The sequence below is a fragment of the Marinomonas gallaica genome (assembly GCF_049821165.1).
In the GTDB taxonomy this organism is placed as follows: domain Bacteria; phylum Pseudomonadota; class Gammaproteobacteria; order Pseudomonadales; family Marinomonadaceae; genus Marinomonas; species Marinomonas gallaica.
Window position 1 is genome coordinate 980,816 of record NZ_CP187511.1, and the last position, 26,568, is coordinate 1,007,383.

24 protein-coding genes are annotated in these 26,568 nt (G+C 44.8%); 14 read left to right on the top strand and 10 right to left on the bottom strand.

What is annotated here, in order from left to right:
• Positions 1 to 14: 14 nt before the first annotated feature.
• Together ACPUEK_RS04595 and ACPUEK_RS04600 are read right to left on the bottom strand one after the other, a co-directional pair.
• On the bottom strand, positions 15 to 668 hold the full coding sequence (locus ACPUEK_RS04595; protein ID WP_067032787.1) for a TIGR02466 family protein: 654 nt from the start codon (positions 666 to 668) through the stop codon (positions 15 to 17).
• A 55-nt stretch (positions 669 to 723) separates the two neighbouring features.
• Entirely contained in the window at positions 724 to 1,107 is a 384-nt protein-coding gene (locus tag ACPUEK_RS04600) for an STAS/SEC14 domain-containing protein (protein ID WP_067223654.1), read from the bottom strand.
• Positions 1,108 to 1,265: 158 nt separating this feature from the next.
• On the opposite strand from ACPUEK_RS04600, the gene ACPUEK_RS04605 reads away from it, so the two are divergent.
• Positions 1,266 to 3,188 carry a RecQ family ATP-dependent DNA helicase gene (locus ACPUEK_RS04605; RefSeq protein WP_425642492.1) on the top strand — a complete coding sequence of 641 codons (1,923 nt, stop codon included), beginning with the start codon at positions 1,266 to 1,268 and terminating at the stop codon, positions 3,186 to 3,188.
• 54 nt (positions 3,189 to 3,242) lie between these two features.
• On the opposite strand, the gene ACPUEK_RS04610 is transcribed toward ACPUEK_RS04605, so the two are convergent.
• The gene (locus ACPUEK_RS04610; protein ID WP_067223652.1) at positions 3,243 to 3,983 is read right to left on the bottom strand and encodes a substrate-binding periplasmic protein; all 741 of its coding nucleotides are present in this window, start codon (positions 3,981 to 3,983) and stop codon (positions 3,243 to 3,245) included.
• 203 nt (positions 3,984 to 4,186) lie between these two features.
• Between ACPUEK_RS04610 and ACPUEK_RS04615 the strand changes: the two genes are divergently transcribed.
• Positions 4,187 to 5,434, top strand: a complete 1,248-nt coding sequence (locus ACPUEK_RS04615) for a DEAD/DEAH box helicase (protein ID WP_425642493.1) — start codon at positions 4,187 to 4,189, stop codon at positions 5,432 to 5,434.
• A 72-nt stretch (positions 5,435 to 5,506) separates the two neighbouring features.
• Positions 5,507 to 5,758, top strand: a complete 252-nt coding sequence (locus ACPUEK_RS04620) for a hypothetical protein (RefSeq protein ID WP_067032810.1) — start codon at positions 5,507 to 5,509, stop codon at positions 5,756 to 5,758.
• Positions 5,759 to 5,815: 57 nt separating this feature from the next.
• Here the strand turns inward: ACPUEK_RS04620 and ACPUEK_RS04625 are convergent, their stop codons facing one another.
• Together ACPUEK_RS04625 and ACPUEK_RS04630 are read right to left on the bottom strand one after the other, a co-directional pair.
• Positions 5,816 to 6,595 carry a DUF4852 domain-containing protein gene (locus ACPUEK_RS04625; RefSeq protein ID WP_067223646.1) on the bottom strand — a complete coding sequence of 260 codons (780 nt, stop codon included), beginning with the start codon at positions 6,593 to 6,595 and terminating at the stop codon, positions 5,816 to 5,818.
• Positions 6,596 to 6,838: 243 nt separating this feature from the next.
• Complete coding sequence (locus ACPUEK_RS04630) at positions 6,839 to 7,276, bottom strand: hypothetical protein (protein WP_425642494.1); 438 nt, start codon at positions 7,274 to 7,276, stop codon at positions 6,839 to 6,841.
• Positions 7,277 to 7,453: 177 nt separating this feature from the next.
• Here ACPUEK_RS04630 and ACPUEK_RS04635 point away from each other — a divergent pair, with 177 nt between their 5' ends.
• Positions 7,454 to 9,154 (top strand): GGDEF domain-containing protein, encoded by a 1,701-nt coding sequence (locus ACPUEK_RS04635; protein WP_425643017.1) that lies wholly within the window; start codon positions 7,454 to 7,456, stop codon positions 9,152 to 9,154.
• A 12-nt stretch (positions 9,155 to 9,166) separates the two neighbouring features.
• Here ACPUEK_RS04635 and ACPUEK_RS04640 read toward each other — a convergent pair whose 3' ends face one another.
• Positions 9,167 to 9,550 (bottom strand): STAS/SEC14 domain-containing protein, encoded by a 384-nt coding sequence (locus ACPUEK_RS04640; RefSeq protein ID WP_067032821.1) that lies wholly within the window; start codon positions 9,548 to 9,550, stop codon positions 9,167 to 9,169.
• Between the two features lie 257 nt (positions 9,551 to 9,807).
• Complete coding sequence (gene fucP, locus ACPUEK_RS04645) at positions 9,808 to 11,094, bottom strand: L-fucose:H+ symporter permease (protein WP_425642495.1); 1,287 nt, start codon at positions 11,092 to 11,094, stop codon at positions 9,808 to 9,810.
• Positions 11,095 to 11,379: 285 nt separating this feature from the next.
• Between fucP and ACPUEK_RS04650 the strand changes: the two genes are divergently transcribed.
• Positions 11,380 to 11,697, top strand: a complete 318-nt coding sequence (locus tag ACPUEK_RS04650; RefSeq protein ID WP_067032826.1) for a hypothetical protein — start codon at positions 11,380 to 11,382, stop codon at positions 11,695 to 11,697.
• A 95-nt stretch (positions 11,698 to 11,792) separates the two neighbouring features.
• Here the strand turns inward: ACPUEK_RS04650 and ACPUEK_RS04655 are convergent, their stop codons facing one another.
• Positions 11,793 to 12,752 carry a class 1 fructose-bisphosphatase gene (locus tag ACPUEK_RS04655; protein WP_067221084.1) on the bottom strand — a complete coding sequence of 320 codons (960 nt, stop codon included), beginning with the start codon at positions 12,750 to 12,752 and terminating at the stop codon, positions 11,793 to 11,795.
• 127 nt (positions 12,753 to 12,879) lie between these two features.
• On the opposite strand from ACPUEK_RS04655, the gene ACPUEK_RS04660 reads away from it, so the two are divergent.
• The 3 genes from ACPUEK_RS04660 (at position 12,880) to ACPUEK_RS04670 (ending at position 15,698) form a co-directional block, all read left to right on the top strand.
• A complete protein-coding gene (locus ACPUEK_RS04660; RefSeq protein WP_067221081.1) occupies positions 12,880 to 13,839 on the top strand; it encodes a zinc transporter ZntB in 960 nt (319 codons plus the stop codon).
• A gap of 293 nt (positions 13,840 to 14,132) precedes the next feature.
• The gene (locus tag ACPUEK_RS04665) at positions 14,133 to 14,876 is read left to right on the top strand and encodes a hypothetical protein (RefSeq protein WP_425642496.1); all 744 of its coding nucleotides are present in this window, start codon (positions 14,133 to 14,135) and stop codon (positions 14,874 to 14,876) included.
• Positions 14,877 to 14,954: 78 nt separating this feature from the next.
• Complete coding sequence (locus ACPUEK_RS04670; protein ID WP_425642497.1) at positions 14,955 to 15,698, top strand: hypothetical protein; 744 nt, start codon at positions 14,955 to 14,957, stop codon at positions 15,696 to 15,698.
• 167 nt (positions 15,699 to 15,865) lie between these two features.
• Here the strand turns inward: ACPUEK_RS04670 and rpiA are convergent, their stop codons facing one another.
• Complete coding sequence (gene rpiA / locus ACPUEK_RS04675; protein WP_417507621.1) at positions 15,866 to 16,537, bottom strand: ribose-5-phosphate isomerase RpiA; 672 nt, start codon at positions 16,535 to 16,537, stop codon at positions 15,866 to 15,868.
• A gap of 255 nt (positions 16,538 to 16,792) precedes the next feature.
• Here rpiA and ilvA point away from each other — a divergent pair, with 255 nt between their 5' ends.
• A complete protein-coding gene (gene ilvA, locus ACPUEK_RS04680; protein WP_067221076.1) occupies positions 16,793 to 18,298 on the top strand; it encodes a threonine ammonia-lyase, biosynthetic in 1,506 nt (501 codons plus the stop codon).
• 103 nt (positions 18,299 to 18,401) lie between these two features.
• Positions 18,402 to 20,135, top strand: coding sequence for an arginine--tRNA ligase (argS, locus tag ACPUEK_RS04685; protein ID WP_425642498.1), 1,734 nt, complete (start codon positions 18,402 to 18,404; stop codon positions 20,133 to 20,135).
• An 83-nt stretch (positions 20,136 to 20,218) separates the two neighbouring features.
• Here argS and ACPUEK_RS04690 read toward each other — a convergent pair whose 3' ends face one another.
• The gene (locus tag ACPUEK_RS04690; RefSeq protein ID WP_425642499.1) at positions 20,219 to 21,022 is read right to left on the bottom strand and encodes a substrate-binding periplasmic protein; all 804 of its coding nucleotides are present in this window, start codon (positions 21,020 to 21,022) and stop codon (positions 20,219 to 20,221) included.
• Between the two features lie 87 nt (positions 21,023 to 21,109).
• Here ACPUEK_RS04690 and ACPUEK_RS04695 point away from each other — a divergent pair, with 87 nt between their 5' ends.
• From ACPUEK_RS04695 to ACPUEK_RS04710, 4 genes are all read left to right on the top strand, one after another.
• Positions 21,110 to 23,650 carry a putative bifunctional diguanylate cyclase/phosphodiesterase gene (locus ACPUEK_RS04695; protein WP_425642500.1) on the top strand — a complete coding sequence of 847 codons (2,541 nt, stop codon included), beginning with the start codon at positions 21,110 to 21,112 and terminating at the stop codon, positions 23,648 to 23,650.
• A gap of 72 nt (positions 23,651 to 23,722) precedes the next feature.
• Positions 23,723 to 24,310 (top strand): hypothetical protein, encoded by a 588-nt coding sequence (locus ACPUEK_RS04700; protein ID WP_067221063.1) that lies wholly within the window; start codon positions 23,723 to 23,725, stop codon positions 24,308 to 24,310.
• Positions 24,311 to 24,799: 489 nt separating this feature from the next.
• Positions 24,800 to 25,681: an N-acetylmuramidase domain-containing protein gene (locus ACPUEK_RS04705; protein WP_425642501.1), complete on the top strand. Its 882-nt coding sequence runs from the start codon at positions 24,800 to 24,802 to the stop codon at positions 25,679 to 25,681.
• A complete protein-coding gene (locus ACPUEK_RS04710; RefSeq protein WP_425642502.1) occupies positions 25,681 to 26,169 on the top strand; it encodes a hypothetical protein in 489 nt (162 codons plus the stop codon). Before ACPUEK_RS04705 ends, ACPUEK_RS04710 begins: the two co-directional genes overlap by 1 nt.
• Positions 26,170 to 26,568: the final 399 nt, after the last annotated feature.

The following is a 26,568-nucleotide window of genomic DNA, read 5'->3' on the forward strand; positions in this document are numbered from 1 at the left end:
CTTAAAAGACTTACTTAGTCCAACTCTATCACGCAATTAAAAGCCACCACAATGCGGTCTTTCTGACCGAAATAGGGCAGTGCTGAGTGCTTTAAATACGATGGAAAGATCACCACTTGACCTTCTTTTGGTGCGAAGTCCCAAAAGCCTTGGCCACCTAAATAGGCGGTGCCTGGGTCTGCGTAATGCTCGGCGTTTACCCTAGGGTCGTAAAAGCGGTTAATCCCATTACGGCCTTCAAGTGTAGCCTCACCTGGGTCCAGATAATAAATGCCACACCATGAGCAATTTGGGTGGGAGTGAGCGTCGTGATAGCCGCCATTTTTTGTGATGTGATACCAAGACTCAATCACATGCGCGTACGCTTCGCTGTCTTCAGGCCAATGTTGATGATTCATCTCAAGGGCTACATCAGCCACCATTTCTTCGACCATACGGCGCAGCTCCATGACTTCTGGAACATCGTCCTCTAGAAAGTCCAAACGACTTTCCGACAGGTTGTGTTTTGCCAGCACGGCAATATCACTGTCGACAGTATTTTCTTGCGCCGCTTGGCGTTGATAGACGTGTGCTAATAGAGCATCTTTTAAAAACTCATGGTCTGCCAACTGAGTGACAAATAGAGGAGTTGTCCAAGCCTCAATGGCTTCAATGGTCGGAGTTTCCATAATAGATCAGCGCTCATGCAAAAAAGAATGGCGCGATTCTAACAGAGAATCCTGTTTAAGGAGCCAGTGACCACTTAAATGCATCGTCATAATGGGTAAAAGCTTTGATCTTGCTGCCAGTAAACCAGCTGCGACTGCGTGCTAACAGGCCTTGCCAAGACTTCTGGCCATACAAAGCAACTCGATTAAATTCTGCGCCTAAACGCAACCCAAGGCTCATATCATCGAATACAGCACGCCATTCCCAGCCATCAAACTCAGAAATGTCGACCAGAATGTTCACCTGTGAGGCGTGCATAGCATACAGCGCCGCGTCCAGTTTCGGTGACAGCTCTTTATAGTCTGCCTGAGTCAGCTTACCACTGACTTTGACTCGGACTAATAATGTTTGCTGATAACGCTCTGCGTCAATAAATAGGCCGTGCTGATGTTCTGGCATTTGCTCCTCTTCTCCCTATGATCTACACCCAATAGGGATCGGTGCGTTGAATCGATCACGTTAGTTAATGACTATAGGTGTTATTGGAGCACCGAATTCGTCACAATGGTATGCCTGCTTTGCAGCTTCCACCGTTATTCAAAATAGGGCCACGATTTATGCAACAATTAGCAGGATTGCTAACACAATACTTCGGCTTCGACCGTTTTCGCGAAGGACAGCAACAAACGATCGAGCAACTTCTAGCAGGGCATTCCGCGCTGTCAGTCTTCCCTACCGGCTCAGGAAAGTCCCTGTGCTACCAATTTACCGCGACTCAGCTTCCGAACTTAACGCTCGTGATCTCGCCGTTGATTGCGTTGATGCATGACCAGCTTGCATTTCTACAAAGCAAAGGCATTCCGAGCGCCAGTTTAGACTCGACGCAAACCAAAGAAGAAAGCCAAGCCGTGATGCAACAAGTACGCGATGGGCGTATTAAAATCTTGATGATTTCGGTGGAGCGTTTCAAAAATGAACGCTTCCGTCGTTTTATTCAAAACGTGCCGGTGTCGATGTTGGTCGTGGACGAAGCGCACTGTATTTCCGAATGGGGACATAACTTCCGCCCCGATTATTTGAAGCTGCCGCAATATCAGCAGGAGCTGAATATTCCCTTGGTGTTATTGCTAACGGCGACGGCGACCCGTCGCGTGCAAAAAGACATGGCGCTGAAATTTCATATTGCCCCCGAGCACATCGTGCAAACTGGCTTTTACCGTCAAAACCTAGACATCGACTTAATCCCCGCCCAAGGTCAAGACAAACAAGCCCTGTTGCGCCAAGTGCTCAATGACACGCAAGGCACGGGCATTGTCTACGTAACGCAGCAAAAAACCGCCGACGAGTTGGCGGCCAGCTTGCAGCAATCTGGCTATTCGGCGGTGTCGTATCATGCAGGCCTAGGCAATGAGGTTCGGGCAGCGATACAAAATGATTTTATGGCAGGGCAAACGCGCATTATCGTTGCGACAATCGCCTTTGGTATGGGCATTGATAAGTCGGATATTCGCTTTGTGGTGCATTACGACCTCCCTAAATCAATTGAAAACTACAGCCAAGAAATAGGGCGTGCAGGGCGTGACGGACAGCCGAGCCGCTGCGTTATGTTGGCAAGTCTTGACGGTTTGCACGTACTGGAAAACTTTGTCTACGGTGACACACCAGAGCCTCACAATATTCAAGCATTGCTGCAGGAAGTCTTCAGTAATACCGTCAACGGTGAGTGGGAAACCCAAGCCTATGGCTTGTCACAGGTCACCAATATTCGCGCCTTGCCGCTGAAAACGTTATTGGTGCAACTGGAGCTGGCGGGGGCGATAGTGCCTCGTTATAGCTACTACAGTGATGTGAAGCTCAAATGGAATCAAAGCCTTGAGCAGATCGCGCAAGCGTTAACGCCTGAGCAGCAAGCGTTGTTTAGCCAGGTTGCTCAACAAACCGTGTTTAAGAAAATCTGGGGCGTTCCGGATTTCGAACGACTACATCAGCAAGGCGTTGATCGCGGCACGGTGCTCAGTTTATTAGAGCAACTCGCTGACCGTGATTGTATTACCCTAGAAACCAAAGGTCTGACTGAAGTGTACGGTGTTCGAACGGAATTGCTTACCCCTGACATGGCGCACACTCTGCAACGCTATGTGGAGCAAAAACAAACCTCAGAGATTGAGCGTATTGCTACCATGATTCGCTTCTTTGAATTGGACCGTTGTTTGAATCGCAACTTAGCACGCTACTTTGGTGATCAGAATGCGCCGGAGCATTGTGGTCACTGTTCGGTATGTCGCGGCAACGTGTTGTCTTTCGAGAAAAATAGCGTCAATCAAGTGATAGATAGCCTAGGTTCGGATATCCAAATAGCTAAGACTTGGCTGCTTCAGAAACTGCCTCAAGCGCAAGTAACGCCAGTGTTAATGACTCGTTTTTTGGTAGGTCTAACTCAGCCGATCTTTACTAAGCTCAAAGCACGTCAGCAACCGGTGTTTGGTAAGTACGAAGAAATGGCTTACGAAGAGGTATTAGCGAGCGCGAAAGAGCATTAGAGAAATTCTGTGCAACATGGAATAGAAACAGCCATGTTGCACAGAGTTCAAGTCTTATTTAAAGCTTGAAAGAATGGCGTCATATTGGCCGCTGGCTTGTAAATTTACCAAGGACTTATTGAATGCATCGCGTTGCTCTAAACCATTTTCTGTTGCTTTAGAGAACATAACAAAGATTTCTTGTTCGTTAATCGGCGGTTGAACAATAGACAGCTCCGCACTGTCTTGGCCGATCTTCTTCGCAAGGTCCTTGGCAACATCTAAATTGCCCGCGTAGAAATCTACTTCACCATCAAACAAGGCCTGCACCGCTTCTTGCTCTGTCGCGTAAGGTTTTATATTTGGGAACGGGTGTTTGTCGAAGGTTTCACCCACTACCGAATCTGCAAGTTTACTGATGCGGTAAGAGTTCAACTCATCATAGGATTGAAAAAATTTAATATCAATGCCGCTACTCTCGCGTGTCACAAGCCCCGTGTAGACACTGTAAATTGGTAATGAGTAATGATAGTTTTTAGCACGCTCTTCTGAATAATAGGCCGCGATGATGGCATCTTTTTCACCTGTGAGTACGTCTTCCAGTGCTTTACTCCAGTCCGTAAATTCAAGTGTGTAATCTGTTCCAGAGGCGTCCATTGTTTGTTTAACAATTTCAGCTAGGACGCCATTTCTGTCTTCGCTTTCACCGATAAACGGTGGCCAGTTTAGGGTTGTATAGCTCACGTCCTGTGCAAAAAGTGGTGCGCTTAGCGTTAATCCTGCGATTAAAAGCCAGTTTTTCTTATTTTTATTCATTTTTAATCCTTAAATATTGTTATCTAGTAAGAACAAAGGAAGACTAATATAAAGAATATTGTTCTATCTCGTGAAATTGTCAATTGAAACATGATTTTTTATTGATCTGTTAAAGCAAAATGATGCTCTTAACATCCTTTTATGGCGGATCAAGATGTTACAATGGCGTTGTATTATTCCTTTGAAATGACGGTGCTTTGTTTATGAGTTTTTCGACCCTAGGTCTTCATGCGGATGTATTGTCCGTGCTCGACACGCTTGGCTATCAAACGCCGACACCGATTCAGTTGGCGGCTATCCCAGAAGTCTTATCGGGTCATGATGTGATGGCGGGGGCGCAAACGGGTACCGGTAAAACCGCAGCGTTTGCATTGCCTTTAATTCAGCGTCATTTAACGCGAGAAGCATCAGAAAAAGCCATTCGTGTGTTAGTACTTACTCCGACGCGAGAGCTGGCTCAGCAAGTCCATAAAAGCTTCGTAAAATACAGTCAAGGCTTGGGCCTTAATGCTGTCGTGGCGTACGGCGGTGCAAGCATTAACCCTCAGATTGATGCGTTAAACGAAGGCTGTGATGTGCTGGTAGCGACACCGGGGCGGTTGCTTGAACTGACTATGAAGCAGCTGATTGATCTGAATTCCGTGGAAACCTTGGTATTGGATGAAGCCGATCGCATGCTCGATATGGGCTTTATTATTGATATCGAACGCATCTTGAAACGCTTGCCGGAGACTCGCCAAACACTGTTTTTCTCCGCCACGTTTAACGACGAAGTGTTTGCTTTAAGTAAAACTTTGTTGAGAGACCCAAAGCTTATTGAAGTCTCTGAGCGTAATGCCGCCGCGACACAAGTGGAGCAGCGTATCTACGAAGTCGATAACAAGCGCAAAGCGGCATTGATCGCCTATTTGATTGGTTCAAAAAACTGGAAACAGGTACTGATTTTTACCCGAACCAAACAAGCGGTAGACGACCTAGCCAAAGAGTTGGGTAAAGACGGCATCAAGGCCGTTGCGGTGCATGGAGATAAGTCTCAAGGGGCACGCGATCGTGGCCTAGAAGAATTTAAAACGGGCCAAGTACGCGTGTTGGTGGCCACCGATGTGGCTGCACGGGGTTTGGACATTGAGCAGCTGCAATACGTGATCAACTACGAGTTACCGTACAACGCGGAAGATTATATTCACCGTATTGGGCGCACAGGGCGTGCAGGGCAAGATGGGTTAGCAATCTCACTTGTCTCGTCCAAAGAAAAGTACTTACTGACCGACATTGAAAAACTCACTGGCGAGACCTTTGTACCACAGTGGCTGGAAGGCTTTGAACCCAACCCAATGGTGCAAGAAGAGGCCGCCAGTTCAAAACGAAAACCGTCTAAAAAGACACTGCGTGCCAAAGCACTAGGGCAAAGTGGTGCTCAGGTGAAAAGCGGTAAACCGCGCCGTCGCTAGGTTTTAGTTGTTCCTTCGACCAAGGCCACCTAGTATGTGGCCTAATACCTAATTTATAAAAAGAGACACACCATGGAACTCGATATCCAAACCAAAACCTTCGCTGGCGTAGAACTACAAGTCACCACAGTAGAAGGCATCGGTTACTTCAATCAAGCGCAACTGCTCGACATTGGCGACCGCATCATGACCGAACAAGCGAAAACCACCTTTGTTGACATCGCCGAAGCACAGAAATACCTAGATGATCGTCCAGATGTCTTTGCCGAAATGCGCAAATGGAGCCCAGAACCGGGCATCGCCGCCACGGTTAAGGCTGATTGAATGCCATTTTCGAGCACAAATCTCAATTGATAGATCTGTGCTCTGAAAGTATGAGCCTTATAGTTGAATTGCTTCAAAAGGTGCGTATTTTTCAATCTCTTTTCGCGTTTGATAATATTTTTTTGGTACGACATCAATGAATTGAATTTCTTTGACAGTACCCTGAAAAGAAGACTGTGTAGTCATAGCATTAATTTCAAAAATGTACCTAATGAACAGTTTTCTTTTCTGATTCCTTCCCTTTAAAAAATTTTCAGCAGTATGAGGTGGCATTTTTAGCTCTGGGAAATCTTGATAGTTATCGAATATTACAGAAATTTCCTTAGGTAGAAGCTTTATATCCTTACCGCCTTCTAGTGTAACTCCTGTTGTGTAGTCAACAGGAAACTCTTGCCTATCGAAATCATAGTTGTCTAACGTCGATGGCATGGTAATCTGATAAATAGGTTTAAGCTGGTGTTTATGTAAGTCAGACTCTAGCTGTTCTGTTGCTTTTTTTACATCTCGTCTATATGTCAGTTCATTGCGTTTAGTATAGCCATGTATTGTGAGGCTATGATCTGAGTTACTGCCTAATTTGTAAGTAAGGTAGTCTTCTCCATAAGTTGCCACGTTGAGATTATCTTCTCTGGATAATCCTTCTAAAGCAAGTTCTTGCCAAGAAATGATATCGTAGTTATTTGCACCAATAATTTCGTAATCAGACTTATCTTTTTTGAATGTATCCTGCCAGCAGGATACGCATTTACCTTCTACATAAAGATGTTTTCCGTCAACTGCACACCCCCATAGACTAAGTGCCAATATGGAGAGCACTGCATTTCTAAAAAGAGACATTTATATTCCTTAATGAGTAAAATTTTAAGTTTTTGGAACTAGGAAGGGAGAAAAATAATGTGATAAATAACTTCGTCTTCCATGAGATTTTGGGAAGAATACCGTAAGTCTTTTCTCTATCCAAATATTTATTATTCAATGTGAATAGACTTAAATTATTAAAGAATAAAAAGCAGTTTGCCCCATTTCCTATTTAACAGCTCTTGATCTCTCCATCCTGTTGTTGTTTATCGTATTAACACCTTAGGCATCGAAACTTGATTCATGGAGTAGACTAACTTTAATAAACCACTTTGGTTCCATTTCAAAAAAGTCCGTGCGGATATTTGAATCTAAATACGCAGCAGAGTCGATGACCATGGCGTTACCGTCGATGCGTCGAAACACCACCCAATGCCAGAAGTCTTTGCCGTCTTCTTGATGGTGTTTGATCGCCAGTAGGGCGGTGTCTGGTAAGGTATCCCATGTCGTAAACGGTGTTTCACTGTCTGAGGTGGCGATGCCTTCATTCTTTAGTAAGGTGCGCACATATTGCGTATCAGACCAAAGTGCGGTGTCGTCGGCGTAGATGCCTAGGCCGTTGGCGATGGCTTTCATTTCGGGGTAGGTTTTGCCGACGATGTTGGCGACCGAGGCAATGCCACAGCCAGTGGCTTCTTCTTGGATAACGGGGGAGATCATGGCGCAATCCTTAGTGTGATAATACTTAAAAGAGTACTTAATTTCCGAAGTTACCCCGAGTGTGTGGTTCCTGTCGAGTGAGTTTGTTCTCGGGGTAACAATACTCTTACAGAAAGTTCTAATAAATACGGTACACTTCTTGATCATAAGACATTTGTTTAGGGGGCTTTTTTGTCTGTGCCGCGATCCTTTTGCCGTTATTTACTCACTGTTGTCTTGTCTACTGGGGCATGTTTCGTATTGCTGTCGTTTAGCTCATTGCTTTGGGCGGCGTCTGATTCGACGTTGCAGTTGGGTGATGCAACGATCAAATTAGACGATAACGGTTTATGGCATCCCATTCAGCTAGAAAAGGGCGTGGATCTAGATGAAGATACTTTGTCTTTGCTTCATCAAAGTACACAGCCAAGCGGTACGATCATTGGTCAAACAGGCAGGTATCTGACCAAACTATCGCTGTCTGCTGGGCAAGCCCAATCACGCTTTGTGGTAGTGGGAGCCAACTTTCTGGACAACGGTGTTGCTTATTGGCAGCCCGAGGGACAGCCGCCACGAAAGATTGCAGACTTTGCTACACTCAGCCCTCAACGCTTACCCGATATGCTGCATGCCCAAGCCTTCCTGGTTAATGTACCTGAGCAAAGTCGTGGTGTGTTGTGGATTGTCATTAGCGCTCAGTATTACCCCACGCCGATTACCCTCACGCTTTATAATGCATCAGATTATTACCATGTTCAGAGCGTTGTCCGGCTGGTGACTCAAGGCTCGGTTTTTGTCATGCTGACTTTGGCGCTTTTAGCCTTGGCTATTTATTTCCGTACCAAGCTGATGTTGACGTTTTGGTTTGCTGGGTACGTAGGCTTGCACGGCATTGGTTGGGCGGTTGCTTCGGGGGAAATCAACAGTTTGCTGCCATCGCTGGGCGTTAATTTCACCTACGCTGGCATGCATCTTTTCCCCATTGCGATTGCATGTGCGGCCATGTTTACCGCGGGTTTATTTAATACTCAAGAGCATGCACCGAGGTTATATCGCGTTTTTCGTGGTGTGGCTGTTTGTGGTGCTGTGATGGCGGTCATTATGCTGTGGTTGCCATTCATAACGGTGTTTTATTTGGCGCATATACTGGCGTTAATTTGGGTGCCATTGAGTATCTTCACTGGGATAACCATGCTTGGCCAGCATGACTTCAAAGCGAAATACTACTTAACGGGTAACCTGCTTTACGGCTCTTCATTGGTGTATTACACCGCATCTCATGCCTTAGCTGGGTCTGTTTTACCGTACCCAGAGTTGGTGGTATTAGCGGCGTTGGCGTTGGATTGTTTTTGTATATTGTTGTCTTTGTCCGAATGGCTGCGTGTGAAACAAAAGGAGCTGACGGAGATTTTATATCAAGCGAAAGTCGATATGCTGACGAATGTGGGCAATCGTTTTGCGATGGATGAAAAGCTATCTGAGCTTAATGGAAATTATTGGATTGTGTTCATCGACTTTGATGGTATGAAAACCATTAATGACAGTCTCGGACATAAAGAAGGCGATCGCTTTTTAATCGAAGCGGCCAGTTTGATGCGTGACCAAATAGCGGAAGATGATAGTGTTTTTCGAGTTGGTGGCGATGAATTTTTATGGCTGGTAGAGGCTCAAGATAGAAACATGATTGCGCTAAAATCTCAGCTGCAACAGCTTATTTTGAACATCGAGACAGAGCTTAAAACTCAGTGGCCAACGTCTGGAATTAGCTATGGTTTTTCGAAAGGCAACCCTAAGAAAGATAAAAAGGTAAGTCTGACAGAAGCCGATGAAGCGATGTATCAACATAAGCAATCAAAACATGCTCAAGTGACATCAGTACACGACTCATTGCCGTCCTAACGCGGATATAGGTTAGGACGCCATTACCCAGTTGGTTGCTTCGTCTTTGCGTTGGAAGACTTTTAAATTGGGTGAAATCAACCAGCTTAACGCATTGATCATGAGATTGCGCCAGTGGTTATGGCCAAACACTGCAATACGGTCAAATTCACAGCCAATCTTGAGGCTGTGCAATAATTCTCGCCATGCACTGTGTGCACTCACGCCTTGCAGTTCGCTTAGGTCAACTAACAGTGCCATATGCGGTGCTTGAATTGAGTAGACGGCGGTCTCAATCATGTTTGATAACTTATCAAAATCATCGTCACTTGGACGGCCTGACGGCTTTAAGTTCATGACTAACGTGTCTTGGAAGCGCGAGAGATTCAATGAGATGTTTTCGCCTTGATAGTTCATTTTGCTGTCCTTCTTAAGATCTGTTTTGTTATCTACAATGTAAAACAAAAATTGCCATAGGAAAGTTGATTAGCTCAGCATCAATTGTCAGCAAAACAGGGCAAATATAAGACATTGAACAGACCTCGCATGAAATACGAATAAATGCGATTCTCAGGTAGTGAAAGCTACAAGAAGTGTCAACATAAAGGTGCTGAATACAAAAAAGCGCCTACCAAGGGTAGACGCTTTAGGAATGTTAATTTACGAGACTAGGATTAGTCTTGAATGTGGCGAATTGCAAAGACGCCGTAACCTGCAACAATGACAAAACAGATAGCAGGAACTAGATAAGACACTGTGGCGCCATAGGTATCTATCACCGCACCTTGTACCATTGGCATGATCGCACCGCCTAAGATCGCCATCACTAAGCCTGCTGAGCCAAACTTAGTATCCTTGCCTAGACCATTTAACGCGATGCCGTAAATGGTTGGAAACATCAACGACAAGCACGCTGAAATTGCGACGATGGCCCAAATACCTGACACACCTGAGGCCATGGCAGCGTACACACACAGCAGAGCGCCAATCGCGCCCAACAACGCTAAGAGAATGGTTGGGCGGAAGATACCGATTAACCACGTCATCACAAAGCGTGAAATCAAAAATAAGATCAAGCTGTACTGCAAGTAGTCGGACGCGCTGGCTTCTGTGCCACCAATGGTTTCTTGTACGTATTGGATGGTAAACGTCCACACACAGGTTTGTGCCGCTACATTGAAAAACTGGGCCACCACACCCCAGCGGTACTGAGGCAACTTCATTAGGCGCTTGAGTGTGGCAGGAAAACCATCATGGTTTTCTTGTTCAGTACTGATGCCCGCATTTTCTGCGCGCGGTACTTTAACGAAGACGATCAACAGCCAAATCACTAACAGCACCATGGCCATGCCAACATACGGTGTCATGACGGCCTGAAGCTCAGCGGCACGTACCGCATTGAGTGCATCTTGTGTCATGGCTGCGCGCTCTTCAGCGGTCGCCGTGTTCAGGTTTGGCAAGATAAGCGCTGCCGCTAGAAACACGCCAATGTTGGTGCCAACCGGGTTAAACGCCTGAGCCAAGTTTAAGCGGCGTGTGGCATTCTCTTGCGGCCCCATGGCCATAACAAAAGGGTTTGCAGAGGTTTCGAGGATGGATAACCCCGCTGCCATAATAAACAGCGCAGCAAGGAAGAAGCCATAGGTCATGGAAATGCTAGCAGGGTAGAACGCCAACGCGCCTAAGCAGGCTAAGCCTAAACCGGTTAGCACCCCGGTTTTATAGGAGAAACGCACATTGATAAACGCGGCCGGTAATGCCAAACAAAAGTACGCGCCGTAGTAAGCAAATTGCACCAGAGCGGATTGTAGGTTGCTCATGGTAAAGATCTTGCTAAACACTTTTACCAGTGGGTCAGTCATATTGGCTGCCACACCCCATGCGGCAAAGCAGGTGATCAATAAAATAAATGCCAAACGCATGTTGGCATAAACGAAGGGCTGACGTTCGTTTGTTTGCATTGGTTCTTGCCTATGTTGTGTTGTTATTACTGTTTTAAATTTGGTTTTGATTGCCAAATCCACGCACAAAGGCAGCACCTTATTAGGCTTTTACTGATGAAGGATTAACAGGGAAGGTTGAGTAAGCAATAACTGTGCAATTAAGTCTTGCAAAGTCTGGCGGTGTGAGTGCGACAGCGCGAACAAGGCCGTTAAATAGCTGATGCTGGACAAGCGCTTATTAAAAATAGCAGCAAATAAATTTTGAAAGGGCTATGCTGAAGAAAACAACAACAGGAGTGCAGTATGAAATTCGGATTAGTCGATCGTCAAGGGTATGTTCCGGACATGAAATACGGTGAAACAGGACAAGAGTTATCATGTTTTGTGCCATCAGATTACACCTTCGAGCAAGTGTCTTATGTAAACGGTGAAGGTGAAGTAAAAGTAGATGGCCATGTGTGGCGTTTTTTCTTTGGTCAAGAAGGGGTTGGTGTAGAGCTTATGTCAGGTATTGTAACATTGACTGAAGCGCAGAAGTTTTTACAAGATGTGAAAACTCATATTTGGGGTGATACCCATCAGCAAGTGCAAGTGTTTTTATCTGGCGTAACCGTAGACTAAATAGGGCGTTCCTATCAAGAGTTCTCTACTTCTGACACACGAACATAAAAAAGACCGACTAATTTAGTCGGTCTTTTAGTATCAAAAATACATTGTTAATAACTCAAGCACTTATCCACTTCGTTGGCCGCACCCAATACCACAGCAACGCGCTGGTGAATGCCTTCAGGCTGGATATCCAAAATACGGTCTGTGTGCGTGAAGGCTTTACCGCCAGCTTGTTCGAGTAACATTGCCATTGGGTTTGCTTCGTACATCAAACGCAGTTTACCTGCCTTGTTTGGGTCTTTGTTGTCCCATGGGTAAATAAAGATACCACCACGGCATAAGATGCGGTGTACGTCACCGACCATGGCAGCAACCCATCGCATGTTGAAGTTTTTACCGCGCGAGCCATCTTTGCCTGCAACAAGGTCATTCACATAATGTTGCATGGCGTCAGCCCAAAAACGCTGGTTCGACATGTTGATGGCAAACTCTTGCGTTTCGGTCTCAACTTGGACATTTTCACGGGTCAGAATAAACTCACCTTTTTCGACATCCAGTGTGAACATGTGTACACCATTGCCTGTAGAGTAGACCAACATTGTTGATGGGCCATACAGCACATAGCCAGCCGCGACTTGTTCTTTACCAGGCTTTAGAAAATCCGCTTCGGTTGCTGGTTCACTGCCTATTTGTTGATAGATGGAGAAAATCGTACCTACCATTGAGTTAATGTCGATATTTGATGAACCATCTAATGGATCAAAAGCAATCAGATACTCGCCGGTAGTCGTTGCTGGAACGATGTCGTCTTCTTCTTCAGACGCAATGGCGCGAACGGCAGGAGAAGCCAATAACGCACTTTTTAGCATGTTGTTAGAAATGACATCTAACTTTTTTTGTTCTTCACCTTGTACGTTTTCATTGCCTGCCATGCCCAGAATACCGGCTAAAGAACCTTTCTTTAGAGCGCTCGAAATTTCGATACATGTTTGTGTTGTGACGAACAAAACTTCCTGTAATGATGCGGAAGAGGAATCAGACTCTAAAAATTGAGAAAGACTTTGCATGGCATAGGATCCTTTAATAAATAGTCAATGATTGAAATTATGCCACCCCCTTGAGTTGACGTCAGCTTATAAAGCCAATAATTAACGAGTTCAAAGGTTTGGACTGAGCACTGCGAGAGAAAACGTTATGGAATATTTACTGCATTATTTGAAATTTGATGGTCATGGCGGTGCGGAACGCATGTCAGACTTACCGGCTGATGTTCCTCAAAGTGGAGCACACTGGGTACACATCGATTGTTCTCAAAACGGTGGACGTGAATGGATGGATAATATGGATTCAATTCCAGAAGCGGTCGTGCAAGCGTTATATGCTGACGAAACACGTCCGCGTACCGTCAAAATGGGAAATGGTGTATTAATGACGCTACGTGGAGTCAACCTTAACCCTGATTCAGATCCGTCTGACATGGTGTCTTTACGTTTATGGGTGACGCCGCATTTCGTAGTTTCTACACGCCGCCGACGTTTACTCTCTGTAATGGAGCAAGTTAGTCAGTTAGAGCAGGGCATTGGCGCGGAAAACATAGCCGATCTTATCGCCACATTAACGCATACCCTCACGATACGTATGGCAGGGGTGATTGACGGTATAGAGGATACGCTGGGTGATCTTGAAGAAGATATGGCCGAGGAAGTATTGCCGGAGCAACGTAGTACTTTAGTTGAGCGTCGTTTGCAAACCGTCCGCTTACGTCGATTTCTGGTGCCGCAAAAGGAAGCCATTGCGCGTTTAGCCGTGGAAGTTCTGCCATGGATGACGAAAGAGCAAGTCGCGAAAATACAGGAGGCTTCCAATGAGATCACACGCTATGTGGAAGGACTAGAGTCCTTACGTGAGCGTTGTCTATTAATGCAGGAAGAGTTTGCCAACCACCAAGCGGAGAAGATGAACGCGCGTATGTACGTGCTGTCGATCCTGTCCGGTATCTTTATGCCATTAGGCTTCTTAACGGGCTTATTTGGTATCAACATTGGTGGCATGCCTGGAGTAGAGAATAGTGCCGCATTCTGGCTGTTTGTCGGAGTGCTGGTATTCATGGGCATCGGTCAATTTGTTTTGATGCGTAAAAGTCGCTGGTTCTAGTTTGTTAGTTCTGCTGGTTATTTAGAGAGCTAGACCCCTGCAATTATTTTTCGCTCTACGCGCAAGCGCTAGAAGTCGCTGAAAAATAACGCAGGGCTTTACCTTAATAAGTCTGCGGAACGAGTTTAGGTAGGAAGGCTAGGCCTCAACAATTATTTTCTGTTCCACGCGCAAGCGCTAGAAGTCACTGGATAATAACGTTGAGTCCTATCCTAATAAGTCTGCTTAAATACATTACACTTCTATCTCAGCTACAGTTGCGACGATAGGTTCCACTTTCACGGAGGAAAGTCATGATCAATATAAATAACTTCACTTCACGAAATTCACTTCAAAGTACCGGAGTGGCTCAAAACAATGCTGGCGATACTGTAGAAAAAGTCGCTTCATCAGACTCGCAGAGCACATCCGGCCCTAAAATTTCTACGCTTGCCCAGCAGCTCAATGAAGCCCAAATCCGTGCCGATGCGCGGGATGCGAGTCTTGATCGAGAGGCTTTAGCGGATAAAGCAAAGTCACTTAGGAAGCAGATTACTGGACCAATTTATTACCAAAATAAAGCTAAGCATGATGCGGAAGTGCCTGACACGAACGATCCGGCTCATCTAGAACGGGCTAAGCAAGCTACTGCTTTTACCAATGGTACGGGAGCTAATCCTTTTGCGAGGCTTGCTCCAGACCAACTGACATTGATTGTTTATGATGAAAGCGGCACTTTTACCGCTAATGAGAGAAGAGCTGCTTTATTAGAGCAAGATGAGCAAGATAGTGCTTGGAGAATTTCAGTTGTTAATGAAATTATGAGGCAATGGAAGCAGAATAATGGTGATTTCAGCGAAGCTTTGGAAGGTATTATGGAGCATTACAATAACGTTCCTCCCATTGAAGAAGCTCAGCTGCACAGTAATTGGAGACAATACTTAGAAAGTAATATTGCTTATGCCAAAGCCCAAGGCAATCAGTCTCAATCCCAGTCCCAAATCCCATCATTTTTTGAGATGCTTTTTAAACAGAATTCAGACAGTGAGGATGAATAAGTTTTAACCTATAAAGGTGAGAAGTCATTGGGAATAGCATTAGGTTGATAACAAGTTCTATATTCACGGAGGAAAGTCATGATCAATATAAATCACTTCACTTCACGAAATTCACTTCAAAGTACCGGAGTGGCTCAAAACAATGCTGGCGATACTGTAGAAAAAGTCGCTTCATCAGACTCGCAGAGCACATCCGGCCCTAAAATTTCTACGCTTGCCCAGCAGCTCAATGAAGCCCAAATCCGTGCCGATGAGCGAGATGCGAGTCTTGATCGAGATGCTTTGGCTGATAAGGCTGATTCACTTAGAAGTCAGCTTTCTGGATCTAGGTACCAACAAAATAAAGCTCGACATGATGCTGAAGTGCCCCAGACAAACGACCCGGCTCTTTTAGAGCGGGCTAAGCAAGCCACAGCATTTATCAATGGGAACGGGACTAATCCTTTTGCGAGGCTTGCCCCAGACCAGCTGACATTGATTATTTATGATGATAGCGGCACCTTTACGACCAATGAAAGACGAGCTGCTTTATCAGAACAGGGCGATCAAGAATATGCTTGGAAAGCTGCGGTTGTTGCAGAAATGGAGAGGCAATGGAGGCAAAATAATGGTGACTTCAGCGAAGCTTTAGAAGGCATTAAGGAGCATTACAACAACCTTCCTCCCATTGAAGAAGCTCAAATTGCTGGTAATTGGAGGCAGGACATAGAAAACAATATTGCTCACGCAAAAGCCCAAGGCAATCAGACTCAGCCTGAACCCCAAATCCCATCATTCTTTGAGATGCTTTTTAAACAGAATTCAGACAGTGAGGAAGAATAAGTCTGTGAATACAGCTAATTTCGTATTGAAGCGACTTTTGCAGAGGACTAGACCTCAACAATTATTTTGATAGGTCAGTTAAGACAGAGACCAATTTCGTTTTGAAGCGCCTCTAGCGCTTGCGCGTAGAGCGAGAAACGAGAATTGGTCTCGGGCTATCTGACAAACTAAGCCTTAAGTGTTTTCACACCAGACTGAGTGCCTAGCAACAAGACGTTTGCTGGGCGTGCAGCGAATAAGCCGTTTGTCACCACACCAACGATCTCATTGATTTGGCTTTCCAGTTTAACTGGGTCAACGATTTCTAGGTTGTATACGTCTAAGATGCTGTTGCCGTTATCTGTGACCACGCCTTCACGGTACACTGGGTCGCCGCCAAGTTTGACCAATTCACGCGCCACGTAGCTGCGCGCCATCGGGATCACTTCCACGGGTAGTGGAAAATCGCCCAATACTTTCACAAGTTTTGATTCGTCTGCGATGCAAACGAATTCTTCTGAGCATGCGGCCACAATTTTTTCGCGTGTTAGTGCTGCACCGCCGCCTTTAATTAGGTGAAGGTGATTGTTTGATTCATCGGCACCATCTACGTAAACACGGATCGAGTTCACAGCGTTTAGGTCATACACAGGAATGCCGTGACCTTTTAGACGTTCTGCAGAAGCTTCAGAGCTTGCAACTGTGCCGTCGAATAGTTGTTTGTGTTTCGCCAATTCGTCTATGAACATGTTAGCGGTTGAACCCGTACCCACACCGACAATGGTGTCTTCTTCAAGTAGCGGTAAAATGTATTCAACTGCGGCGACAGCAACTGCTTTTTTTAAATCGTCTTGCGTCATGCTGGATAAACCTGTGACTGATGTTTGAGTGAGGGTGTTACCCCGATTGGGTGAGCACATTATAGTCAGTTAGCCGAGCTATTGTTACCCCTCTAGGACGAAGTTGCCGTGTTCACCTAAAAAGCAGTCAAATCCCGCCCAAGGCTTTGCTCATAAAGGGCGGAAGGAGTATATTGCGGGTTCGTTTTTTAGCAGAGTTACCCCCTTGAGCGCCACATTGCTGGCGTGCTTTCGGAGAAAAAAGCAGGAATGTATATGCCTCATACGATCATCAAAAAAATTCTACAAGCGCCAGTCTATGACGTCGCAGTAGAAACTCCCGTTTCCCATGCCACGCAACTTTCTAAGCGTTTGGGTAACGACATTATTTTGAAACGAGAAGACCTACAGCCAGTGTTCTCGTTTAAGATTCGTGGCGCATACAACAAAATTATTCAGCTTTCCGCAGCCGATCGTGCCAAAGGGGTCATTGCAGCGTCGGCGGGTAATCATGCTCAAGGCTTAGCATTGGCTGCGAAAAAGTTAGGTATTAAAGCCACGATTGTTATGCCTGAAACCACACCCGATGTAAAAGTGAATGCCGTTCGTGCTCGTGGTGCGGAAGTGGTGTTGTCTGGTGATGCCTTTGATGCCGCCTTTGCGAAGTCTCAAGAAATCATGGCGCAAACAGGCCAAGTTTACGTTCACCCGTTTGATGACATCGATACCATTGCGGGTCAAGGTACCATCGGTATGGAGCTGTTGCGCCAGATCGAAGGAAACATCGATGCGGTGTTTATCCCTGTTGGCGGTGGTGGCTTAATTGCGGGTGTTTCGGCGTACATCAAATACTTGCGCCCTGAAATCAAAATTATCGGTGTGGAACCAACGGATGCGGCGTGTTTAAAGGCGGCTTTGGAAGCAGGCAAACCGACACGTTTGGCTCAAGTAGGCATTTTTGCTGAAGGGGTGGCGGTCGCTGAGATTGGTAAAAACACGTTTGAAATTGCCAAAGAATGCGTCGATGAAGTCATCACTGTGAACACCGATGAAATGTGTGCAGCGATCAAAGATATCTACGATGATACCCGAGCCATCACTGAGCCTGCAGGCGCGTGTGCACTGGCAGGGTTGAAGAAATACATTGAGCGCGAAGGTGCAACAGGTCAGCGCTTAGTGGCGATTAATTCTGGCGCCAACGTGAACTTCGACCGTCTACGTCATGTGTCAGAACGTGCGGAATTAGGTGAAAAACGCGAAGCGATCATTGCCGTGAAAATTCCAGAAGCGCCGGGCAGCTTTAAAGACTTTTGTCAGGCGCTAGTGGGCCGTGCCATTACCGAATTTAACTACCGCTACAGTGATGACAACGAAGCGGTGATTTTTGTAGGGGTTGGATTAGGCGGTAGTCCACACAGCCGAGAAGAGCTGCTACAGGATCTGAAAGAGTATGAAATTATTGATTTGACCGATGATGAAACGGCAAAAGTTCATGTACGTCACATGATCGGCGGTCATTTGCGCAGCGATAAAGGCGAGCTTCTGTACAGTTTTGAGTTCCCTGAACGTCCTGGTGCCTTGTTAAAATTCCTCAATACGCTGGGCGGTCAGTGGAATATTTCTATGTTCCATTATCGTAACCATGGTGATGCTTACGGTCGAGTATTGGTGGGCTTACAGGCGGTAGGTGAAGAAACTGATGTGACGCGCTACTTAGATGAACTGGGCTACCCTTACCAAGACGAGAACGATAACCCAGCGTGTAAGCTGTTCTTTCGCTAAATCGTCGAAAATCGGTTATCATAGCGCCAACTTCTACTAACATGACAACCCTCTGGTGAATTGCTTTGCCAGAGGGTTGTGTGATTCTACAAATGGGTTTTTTGTGAATATTCAAACGCTTCTTAATCAACGTATTCAAGCGGCCATGGTCGCAGCCGGTGCGGCTGAAGATGCGCCAGCATTGGTTCGTCAGTCTGCAAAAGTTCAATTTGGTGATTACCAAGCCAACGGCATTATGGGCGCGGCTAAGAAAATTGGCACGAATCCACGAGAGTTTGCGGCCAAAGTACTTGAGCAATTGGACATGTCTGATGTGGCTGACAAAGTCGAAATTGCAGGCCCTGGCTTCATAAATATTTTCGTGAAAAACGAATGGTTAAGTGGTGCTCTTGCGCAGCTGCGTAACAGTGATCGCTTAGACGTGACCGTTGTTGCGGATCCGCAAACCGTGGTAGTGGATTACTCTGGCCCCAACTTAGCCAAAGAAATGCACGTGGGTCATCTGCGTTCTACGGTTATTGGTGATGCGGTAGTACGTACCCTTGAGTTCTTAGGCCACAATGTTGTCCGTCAGAACCACGTCGGCGACTGGGGCACCCAGTTTGGTATGTTGCTGGCGTACATGGAGCGTCTACGTGCGCAGAGTTCAGAAGTGAGTATGGCGCTTTCTGATCTTGAAACCTTCTATCGTGAAGCGAAAATCTGTTTTGACGAAGATGAAGCATTTGCGGCGCATGCGCGTGAATTAGTTGTTTCACTTCAGTCTGGTGATGAGCAATGTCTGAAGCTTTGGAACGAATTCATTCAAGTGTCATTACAGCACTGTGAAGAGACGTACCAAATGCTAGGTGTTTCTCTAGCACGTAAAGATGTGAAACCTGAAAGTGCTTATAACGACGACTTAGCGAATGTGGTCAATGAGCTGAAAGAGCAGGGCCTATTGCAAGAGTCAAACGGCGCACAGTGTGTTTTCATGGAAGAGTTTGCAAACAAAGAGGGTGAGATTACCCCTATTATTGTGCAGAAAACGGGCGGTGGCTTCTTATACGCTACGACGGATCTGGCAGCAGTGCGTTACCGTCAGACAGCACTAAATGCTGATCGAGTGTTGTACTTCGTCGATGCGCGTCAGTCGTTGCATTTCCAGCAAATCTTTACCTTGTCGCGTAAAGCGAACTTTGTGAAGCCCGAAACTAGCCTAGAGCACATGCCGTTCGGTACCGTGATGGGCAGCGATGGTAAACCATTTAAGACCCGTTCTGGTGGTGTGGCGAAGCTGTCTGCATTGCTGGAAGAAGCGCAAGAGCGCGCCTTCCAATTGGTAGCGTCTAAAAACCCAGACATGTCGGAAGATGAGCAACGCAATATCGGCCGAGTGGTTGGTATTGCGTCTGTAAAATACGCCGATTTGTCGAAAAACCGCACTTCTGATTATGTGTTCAACTGGGACTCTATGTTGAGCTTCGAAGGTAATACAGCGCCTTATTTATTGTACGCATACTCACGTGTGGCGAGTATTGTACGCCGTTCAGAAATGGACGTATCAGCGTTGAATGCTCCGATTACCGTGGTAGAAGACCAAGAGCGTGCTTTGGCAGTGAAACTTTGTCAGTTAGAAGAAGCGATTCAGCAAGTGATCAGTGATGGTATGCCACACTTCTTGTGTGCCTACTTATACGAGCTGGCGGGTATCTTCATGACCTTCTACGAAGCCTGCCCAATTCTAAACGCAGACGACGCGGTCAAAGAAAGCCGTTTGCAATTGGCGTTGAATACGGCATCGACCTTGAAACAAGGTCTAGAGCTGTTAGGCATCGAAACCCTAGAACGTATGTAAGCTTAATGCTTCTGATCATTAAAAAGCCCGAGCATGGTGAGCATACTCGGGCTTTTTTGATTGTTTAGTTAGGGGAGTGGGCTTTACTCTGTAATGATGATTGGCGACAAGTTGTTGTTTGCCGCCGCCGTTTCTAAGCGTCCATCCTGCTTAATATCACTGACAAACTGTTCCATGCGTGCAAGCCACTTGGTGTCGCCTTTGGCAACCGCATAAGCGTATTGGAACTGCTTTGTCTTACCGGGTGGCGCGAGCAGCTCCGCCCAGTCGTACACATGGATCATCTTCTGCCCGTAAGGATAATCTGTAATAAAAACGTCTGCTCGGCCAGACAGTACTTCTAATTCTCGTTCGTTTGGTTTACGGACGGTGGTTAGCGTGGCATGTTTGAGTGACTTACGCATGGCGCTTTCCATGTAAGTCCCTCTTTGGACACACACGATGACGCCTTTCTGATCTATATCCTGCCAGCGTTTAATAAACGGATGATTTTGTGTAGTGACTGCATACATATTGCTGGCCAAGTAAGGCTCAGTAAAAGCAATGCGCTGACGGCGTGCTTCGGTATTACCAACACCAAACATGGCGACATCACACTTGCCTGCTTCTAGGTCATCCATAAAACGGCCAAAATGGGTTTTGACGTAATTTACGTGAACGCCTAAATCCGTTGCCAGCGCTTGACTTAAATCGATGTCGATCCCTTCTAGCTGCTGTGTGCGTGGGCTGAGATAGGTAATGGAGAAATAGTCAGGCCAAATACAAACGTTTACTTGTCCTCTTTCTGTGATAGCGTCGAGGGTCGGATTCGTTTCTGCGAAAGCATTTCCAGTGAGTAGTATAAGAATCCCGAAAAAGAAAGCACTTGCTTTGGCTCTAAGCGACATACGTCAAAACCTCCTAATAATATAAACGATAAGCTACGCTTATTATGCAGATCTATAACGTATTTGAACTGATCTAGGTTAATAACATTGCTCAAAATTATATCTACTATCATACAGCGCCAGACAGTGATCGTGGCGAGTGCCGTCATTGTGTTGTTAGTGATGGCGATCAGTTTACAAAATATTCTGGTGCGTGGTTATGAACGCTCTCTTGAGGAGCAGTCTATGACCAGTGCCTCGTTAGCGTATGCGCTTGAGGATTCTGTGATTCGTTCTTTGCAATCTGCTGTTGGTGCATTACAAACGATTTCAGCCAACGTGTTAGAGCGGCCACCTCGTACATTAGAAACACTTAAAAACCGGTTACTGCACGGCCTACCGCAAATGCGCAGTATTGATGTGGTGCCGCTAGCCCTAGCCAAGCAATGTTCGCAACGCGTATCGAATACAGAAGTTTTATTTTTACCTTCGCAAAAGGGTCGCTTCTGGGGTGATGAAGTAATGATTCCAGAGCTTGAATACTGGCCAATCTGTGTGCCTTACCAGCTCCATGGTGAAGTGGTCGGCTATGTCATTGGATCGATTAATTTGAATTACTATCAAAGCCTGTTTCAGTCCGTTTCCAGCAGCCGACGCGAAGTATCACTGTTTTTATTTACGGGTGAGAACGTTATTGGTAATGACCTTGAGCTATTAGATGAGAAGCTGCAATCATTGATTATGGAGCGATCTTGGGGCGAGGTACGAGGCCAAGGGCAAGAGGGCGAATACCTAGACAGTTACCGTGCTACGTCTTTTTATCCCATTGTCATCGCCATAAGGTCTTATAACAAAGATGCCCTCGCCAACTGGTACCATGATGCTCAAGTCGTTAAAACCATCTTTGCGGTGTTGGCGAGTGTTTTAGTGCTGATGCTTGCCATGTACCTCGTGCTACGACATAAACGAGATCAGATACAAGGGAATAACTACCTGCTCAGTATGGCGATTCGAAGTACCGCCAATGCGATTTTTATTACCGACCCGAAAGGGAAAATTGAATGGGTAAATGATGCTTTTATTCGTTTAACAGGCTATAGCTTGAAAGAAGTGCGAGGTAAAACACCACGTGTATTAAATTCTGGTGTGCATGAACGTTTATTTTTTAAAGAGCTCTGGAGTACGATCAGCCGAGGCCATAGTTGGCGCAATGAGCTGATTAATCGCCACAAAGATGGCAGTCTTATTACGGTCGATCAAACCATTACGCCAGTCGTGGGTCACAAAGATGAAATCGAATATTTTATCGCGGTACACGAAGACATTACGGATCGTAAACAAGCTGAGCAACAAGTCTTGTATATGGCGCAACATGACGATTTGACTGGATTGGCTAATCGCCGATACTTTGAGCAATGTTTAGAAGACTGTGTCTCTAAGCGTCAATATGGCTCCGTAGCATTAATGTTTATCGATTTAGATCGGTTCAAAGAAATCAACGATACCTTGGGCCATGATGCGGGGGACGCATTACTAAAGCGTGTTGCTAATAAGTTGCAATCACTGATGCCTGATGAGGCATTGTTGTCACGCTTAGGAGGCGATGAGTTTGCGATTTTCCTACATCCTGCTGGCACTGAAGCCCAAATACACCATCTAGCGCAAAGTATCGTGTCAGCATTGGCGGTTCCTTTTGATTATCGTGATACCACGTTTTCTGTAAGTTGCAGTGTTGGCGTATCGATGAATGAGATTGGCTCAATTGATGCCTCGGCTCTATTACGCCAAGCCGACTTAGCGATGTATCGAGCCAAGCACTCGGGTAAAAATACGTACCGCTTCTTTGATGAGTCCATGGATGAAAACATGCAGCGTCGGGTGGCGACTCAGCGTCATTTGGAAGAAGCATTGAGTCAGAGTGATCAGCTATCACTGCATTATCAGCCACAGGTCGCGGCTCTTAGCGAAGCATCAATAGGTGCTGAAGTGCTGGTTCGTTGGCAGCGCGGTGGCGAGTGGATTTCTCCTGCAGACTTTATCCCGATTGCTGAAGACAGTGGTCAAATCATCGAGTTAGGGCGCTGGATCATTGATACCTCCTTGCGTCAACTAGCAGATTGGCGTGACCGAGATATTCCAGTCGGTAAATTATCGATCAATATATCTACCATTCAGTTGTCGAACTCGGATGTCGCATTAGAGTTATTGGAGGGCATGAGGCTTTACAATATTCCAGCGAAAGCGATTGCGATTGAGTTCACCGAAACGACGTTAATGGTGCGCTCAGAACAGTTGATACGTAACTTATCATTATTTCGTAATCACAATATCAGTATATCGATTGATGATTTCGGCACCGGCTATTGCTCACTCAGTTACCTCAAAGAACTGGAAGCCCATTATTTAAAAATTGATCAATCTTTTGTCGGCGGTATAGGTAAAAACGAATCCGATGAATGCATCGTAATTGCGACCATTGCGATGGCTAAAGGTCTTCATATGAAGGTGGTCGCAGAAGGGGTAGAAACAGTCGCTCAAGCTGAGTATTTAGCACGCCAAGGATGTGATTACCTTCAGGGTTATCATTTTGCCCGTCCTATGTCGGCAATCGACTTTGAGCAATGGTTGCTACGCAGTGTGACGCTGTAAGCTTCCATTGCGTTATTGTTATAGAGTGATCGCGAGATACGCTGAAGAAGGACTGTATACAAAGCGTAATGTATGGGCTCTTTTCGTCATGAAATTGAAAAATTATTTCAGGTGGCAAAGTTTGCGCTTTTACCTAGTAAAGTCGCTTGCTATGGTGCGATCTTCATTAAACACAAGGGATTGATCATCATGTATCGTAAGCTTCTTATTGGCCTAGGCGCCACCTTCTCTGCATTAACTTTCGCTGCTCAAGAGCGCCCTGACTTAGGTCGAGTCGTATACAACTATGAAGGTTGTGGTTCGCCTATTTCGGTGTCTGTGATGCGTGTTGGCGAGAAATCTGCAAAAGACTTCTTAGTGCGTATTTCTGGTGTAGACACGGAGCTAAACGACCAAGCTATGCTTTACAAAGCAGAAGACATTGACACCGCATCATTAAAATACCGCATTGTTAACAAAGCCGACGGCGCGACACAAAGCATGCTTTATTTCGATGGTTCAGATCGCCATACAAAACTGTATATTCCTGGCTACGCGGGCCTATATACGCCGGAAGGCAAACTACCCAAAGATATGAACTACGAGCTTTGTTTCTCTCATGGATCTTACGATCAGCATGAATTCTATCGTTTGTACGAAGTGCAAAATAGTAAGAAGTAATATAGCAGTGTTAAAAATCATATGAGCCAGCGTAAAGCTGGCTTACTTGAGGATTATAAAATGGAATTGACTAATAAACTTAAAGGTTTAGTAGTAGAACCCCTTCTAAAACATTAATTAGATAGTTTATCTAGATATGTAAGGCTGCGATAAAAATTAAATTGATCATGGTAGTGTGAGAATAGGATCAGCCTTGATTGATACTTTTGATGAAGCTATTTTGAGGATATCATCTAGAATGAATCCATCTACAAACGGCCTCTTTTAATCAGTCATAATGTACTCTGAGCTACATCTAAAGGCCAATCCATTGAGTTAAACAATAATAGAGATACTTTTTCAGAAACGATAGGGAGTGCGGTTGGATATCAATGAAAACGCATGAGCTTAATTCTTACAATGAACATAATAGTTAATATCAATATAAAAAATCTGGTTATTGTGAAATAAAAACTTTCTCTCCCACCATCTGATATAAAAGGATTTATAATGTCTATTATCTCAAACTCTGTTGGATATTCTGGAAAAAATCGTAAAAACGATGTAAAAATAATTCAGAAAACTCTTAACACTTTACTAATGCTGATACCAAAAACAAAGATGCTAGTTGTTGATGGAATTATTGGATCTAACCCTGATAAGTCTAAAACAGTTGCAGCTATTCGTGAATTTCAATCAAATATGATTCAAGATTTTGGTAGCCCCAGTGGAACTATTGAACCTAATAGTGTGACACTTAAGACAATCAACACCTATTTAAGAATTACTTTCCCCGGTAAGAGCACCCATCTCCCTCCGATAACAGTATCTCCTACATTAGCCGAAGAAGACTACGTCGAAGCGGCTCAAATCATTGGGTGTGATATAGAAGAAATTAAAGCTGTTGCATACGTAGAAACAAAGGGTAAAGCATTTTTCCCATCAGGAAGACCTGCAATACTGTTTGAACCCTATCAATTTTCTCTTAGAACAGGTCATATATATTGTAATTTATTCCCCTTAATCGCTACAAAAAGTCCTAAGAATATCGAATATGGTCTAGAAAAAGCACAATATCATAAGTTGCTTACGGCAATGGTTTTAGATAGAAAAGTAGGGTTACAATGTGCCTCATGGGGTCGTTTTCAAATAATGGGGTTTAATTTTGACAGTTGCGGTTACTCTGATGTTGAAAGTTTTGTAAAGGATATGTTTCTATCAGAAAAAAAGCAGTTGATCGCATTTACAAAATTCGTTAGAAGTAAGGGATTGAGCAAATCTTTAAAAAATCATGATTGGACAGAGTTTGCAGAAGGGTATAATGGCCGATATCAAAGAGGTTATGATGCTCGAATGGAAGCAGCATATTTAAGTATGGTGGAAAAAAAATAATGAAAATATTTTTATTTGCTTTTTTAATGTCCTCTTATACAGTTGCGTCAGATAAGCCTTCCTCAAATCAAGACGTCACATTTCAATGCCAGTCTGGTGGCTATACCATCAACATAACCAGTAAAGATAAAGAGTTGATTGCAAGTCTATCATTTGAGAAAGATAAAGAAATAGTCCAGGGAACTGTTGGACAAATACCTATTCCTGATCCTAATGATAAAGAAAGTCAGTACATTAAATCGAACAATGCTTTTATATATCAACATCACTTCAGGTATCAGTTCGATTACAGTGAGCTATCTTTTCATCTAAAAGATAAGAAAGTTACCGTCTATGATCTATACGATAATGATTCAGTAGGCATAGAAGGTAAGGATAGCTACCCCGTTGAATCACATGGTTTTAAAATTGAAACCCAAAATGGTGAAGATGATCATGAGTGCCAGGGAGATTTTATAAGCAACTTATACTTGTATAATGACATCTAAGTGCTACGCAGGGCGCAAGCATACTTTGAAGAGCAGGGCAAACGCATGAGCATAATTTGTACAATAAAAATGCCTATTTAGTAAGCAAATATCGCTTATTTGATCTCATAGCAATAAATTGAGTCTATTTCCCTAGCCGTTTTAGCCTATCTATACCGATATTTGACTGTTTTTAGTCATTTAAAACGCCTTAAGTTGATTGAAAAACGTTCATGCGTTTGCCCTATATTGAGTGTAGATCAACTGCTCCGACAGCGGCAATAAAACGCGTAGAAAAAAGTGCTTAACTAAGCAAAAAAATAGCCTCTAAAGGGGCGATAAGTTAGCCACAAATTGTGTTGTCTGTGAGTTTTGCAAGATGCTCGACTGTAAAGAGAAAAATTGATAGCGGTTTAGGTA

Excerpts from the sequence above, each read along its gene's own strand:
- ACPUEK_RS04665 (WP_425642496.1), top strand. The coding sequence starts at position 14,133 with ATGATCAATATAAATAACTTCACTTCACGAAATTCACTTCAAAGTACC.
- ACPUEK_RS04660 (WP_067221081.1), top strand. The coding sequence starts at position 12,880 with ATGGAATATTTACTGCATTATTTGAAATTTGATGGTCATGGCGGTGCG.
- ACPUEK_RS04625 (WP_067223646.1), bottom strand. The coding sequence starts at position 6,595 with ATGTCTCTTTTTAGAAATGCAGTGCTCTCCATATTGGCACTTAGTCTA.
- ACPUEK_RS04600 (WP_067223654.1), bottom strand. The coding sequence starts at position 1,107 with ATGCCAGAACATCAGCACGGCCTATTTATTGACGCAGAGCGTTATCAG.
- ACPUEK_RS04620 (WP_067032810.1), top strand. The coding sequence starts at position 5,507 with ATGGAACTCGATATCCAAACCAAAACCTTCGCTGGCGTAGAACTACAA.
- ACPUEK_RS04700 (WP_067221063.1), top strand. The coding sequence starts at position 23,723 with ATGGGCTCTTTTCGTCATGAAATTGAAAAATTATTTCAGGTGGCAAAG.
- ACPUEK_RS04655 (WP_067221084.1), bottom strand. The coding sequence starts at position 12,752 with ATGCAAAGTCTTTCTCAATTTTTAGAGTCTGATTCCTCTTCCGCATCA.
- ACPUEK_RS04630 (WP_425642494.1), bottom strand. The coding sequence starts at position 7,276 with ATGATCTCCCCCGTTATCCAAGAAGAAGCCACTGGCTGTGGCATTGCC.
- fucP (WP_425642495.1), bottom strand. The coding sequence starts at position 11,094 with ATGCAAACAAACGAACGTCAGCCCTTCGTTTATGCCAACATGCGTTTG.
- rpiA (WP_417507621.1), bottom strand. The coding sequence starts at position 16,537 with ATGACGCAAGACGATTTAAAAAAAGCAGTTGCTGTCGCCGCAGTTGAA.
- ACPUEK_RS04640 (WP_067032821.1), bottom strand. The coding sequence starts at position 9,550 with ATGAACTATCAAGGCGAAAACATCTCATTGAATCTCTCGCGCTTCCAA.
- ACPUEK_RS04610 (WP_067223652.1), bottom strand. The coding sequence starts at position 3,983 with ATGAATAAAAATAAGAAAAACTGGCTTTTAATCGCAGGATTAACGCTA.
- ACPUEK_RS04705 (WP_425642501.1), top strand. The coding sequence starts at position 24,800 with ATGTCTATTATCTCAAACTCTGTTGGATATTCTGGAAAAAATCGTAAA.
- ACPUEK_RS04650 (WP_067032826.1), top strand. The coding sequence starts at position 11,380 with ATGAAATTCGGATTAGTCGATCGTCAAGGGTATGTTCCGGACATGAAA.
- ilvA (WP_067221076.1), top strand. The coding sequence starts at position 16,793 with ATGCCTCATACGATCATCAAAAAAATTCTACAAGCGCCAGTCTATGAC.
- ACPUEK_RS04710 (WP_425642502.1), top strand. The coding sequence starts at position 25,681 with ATGAAAATATTTTTATTTGCTTTTTTAATGTCCTCTTATACAGTTGCG.
- ACPUEK_RS04595 (WP_067032787.1), bottom strand. The coding sequence starts at position 668 with ATGGAAACTCCGACCATTGAAGCCATTGAGGCTTGGACAACTCCTCTA.
- ACPUEK_RS04615 (WP_425642493.1), top strand. The coding sequence starts at position 4,187 with ATGAGTTTTTCGACCCTAGGTCTTCATGCGGATGTATTGTCCGTGCTC.
- ACPUEK_RS04670 (WP_425642497.1), top strand. The coding sequence starts at position 14,955 with ATGATCAATATAAATCACTTCACTTCACGAAATTCACTTCAAAGTACC.
- ACPUEK_RS04690 (WP_425642499.1), bottom strand. The coding sequence starts at position 21,022 with ATGTCGCTTAGAGCCAAAGCAAGTGCTTTCTTTTTCGGGATTCTTATA.
- ACPUEK_RS04605 (WP_425642492.1), top strand. The coding sequence starts at position 1,266 with ATGCAACAATTAGCAGGATTGCTAACACAATACTTCGGCTTCGACCGT.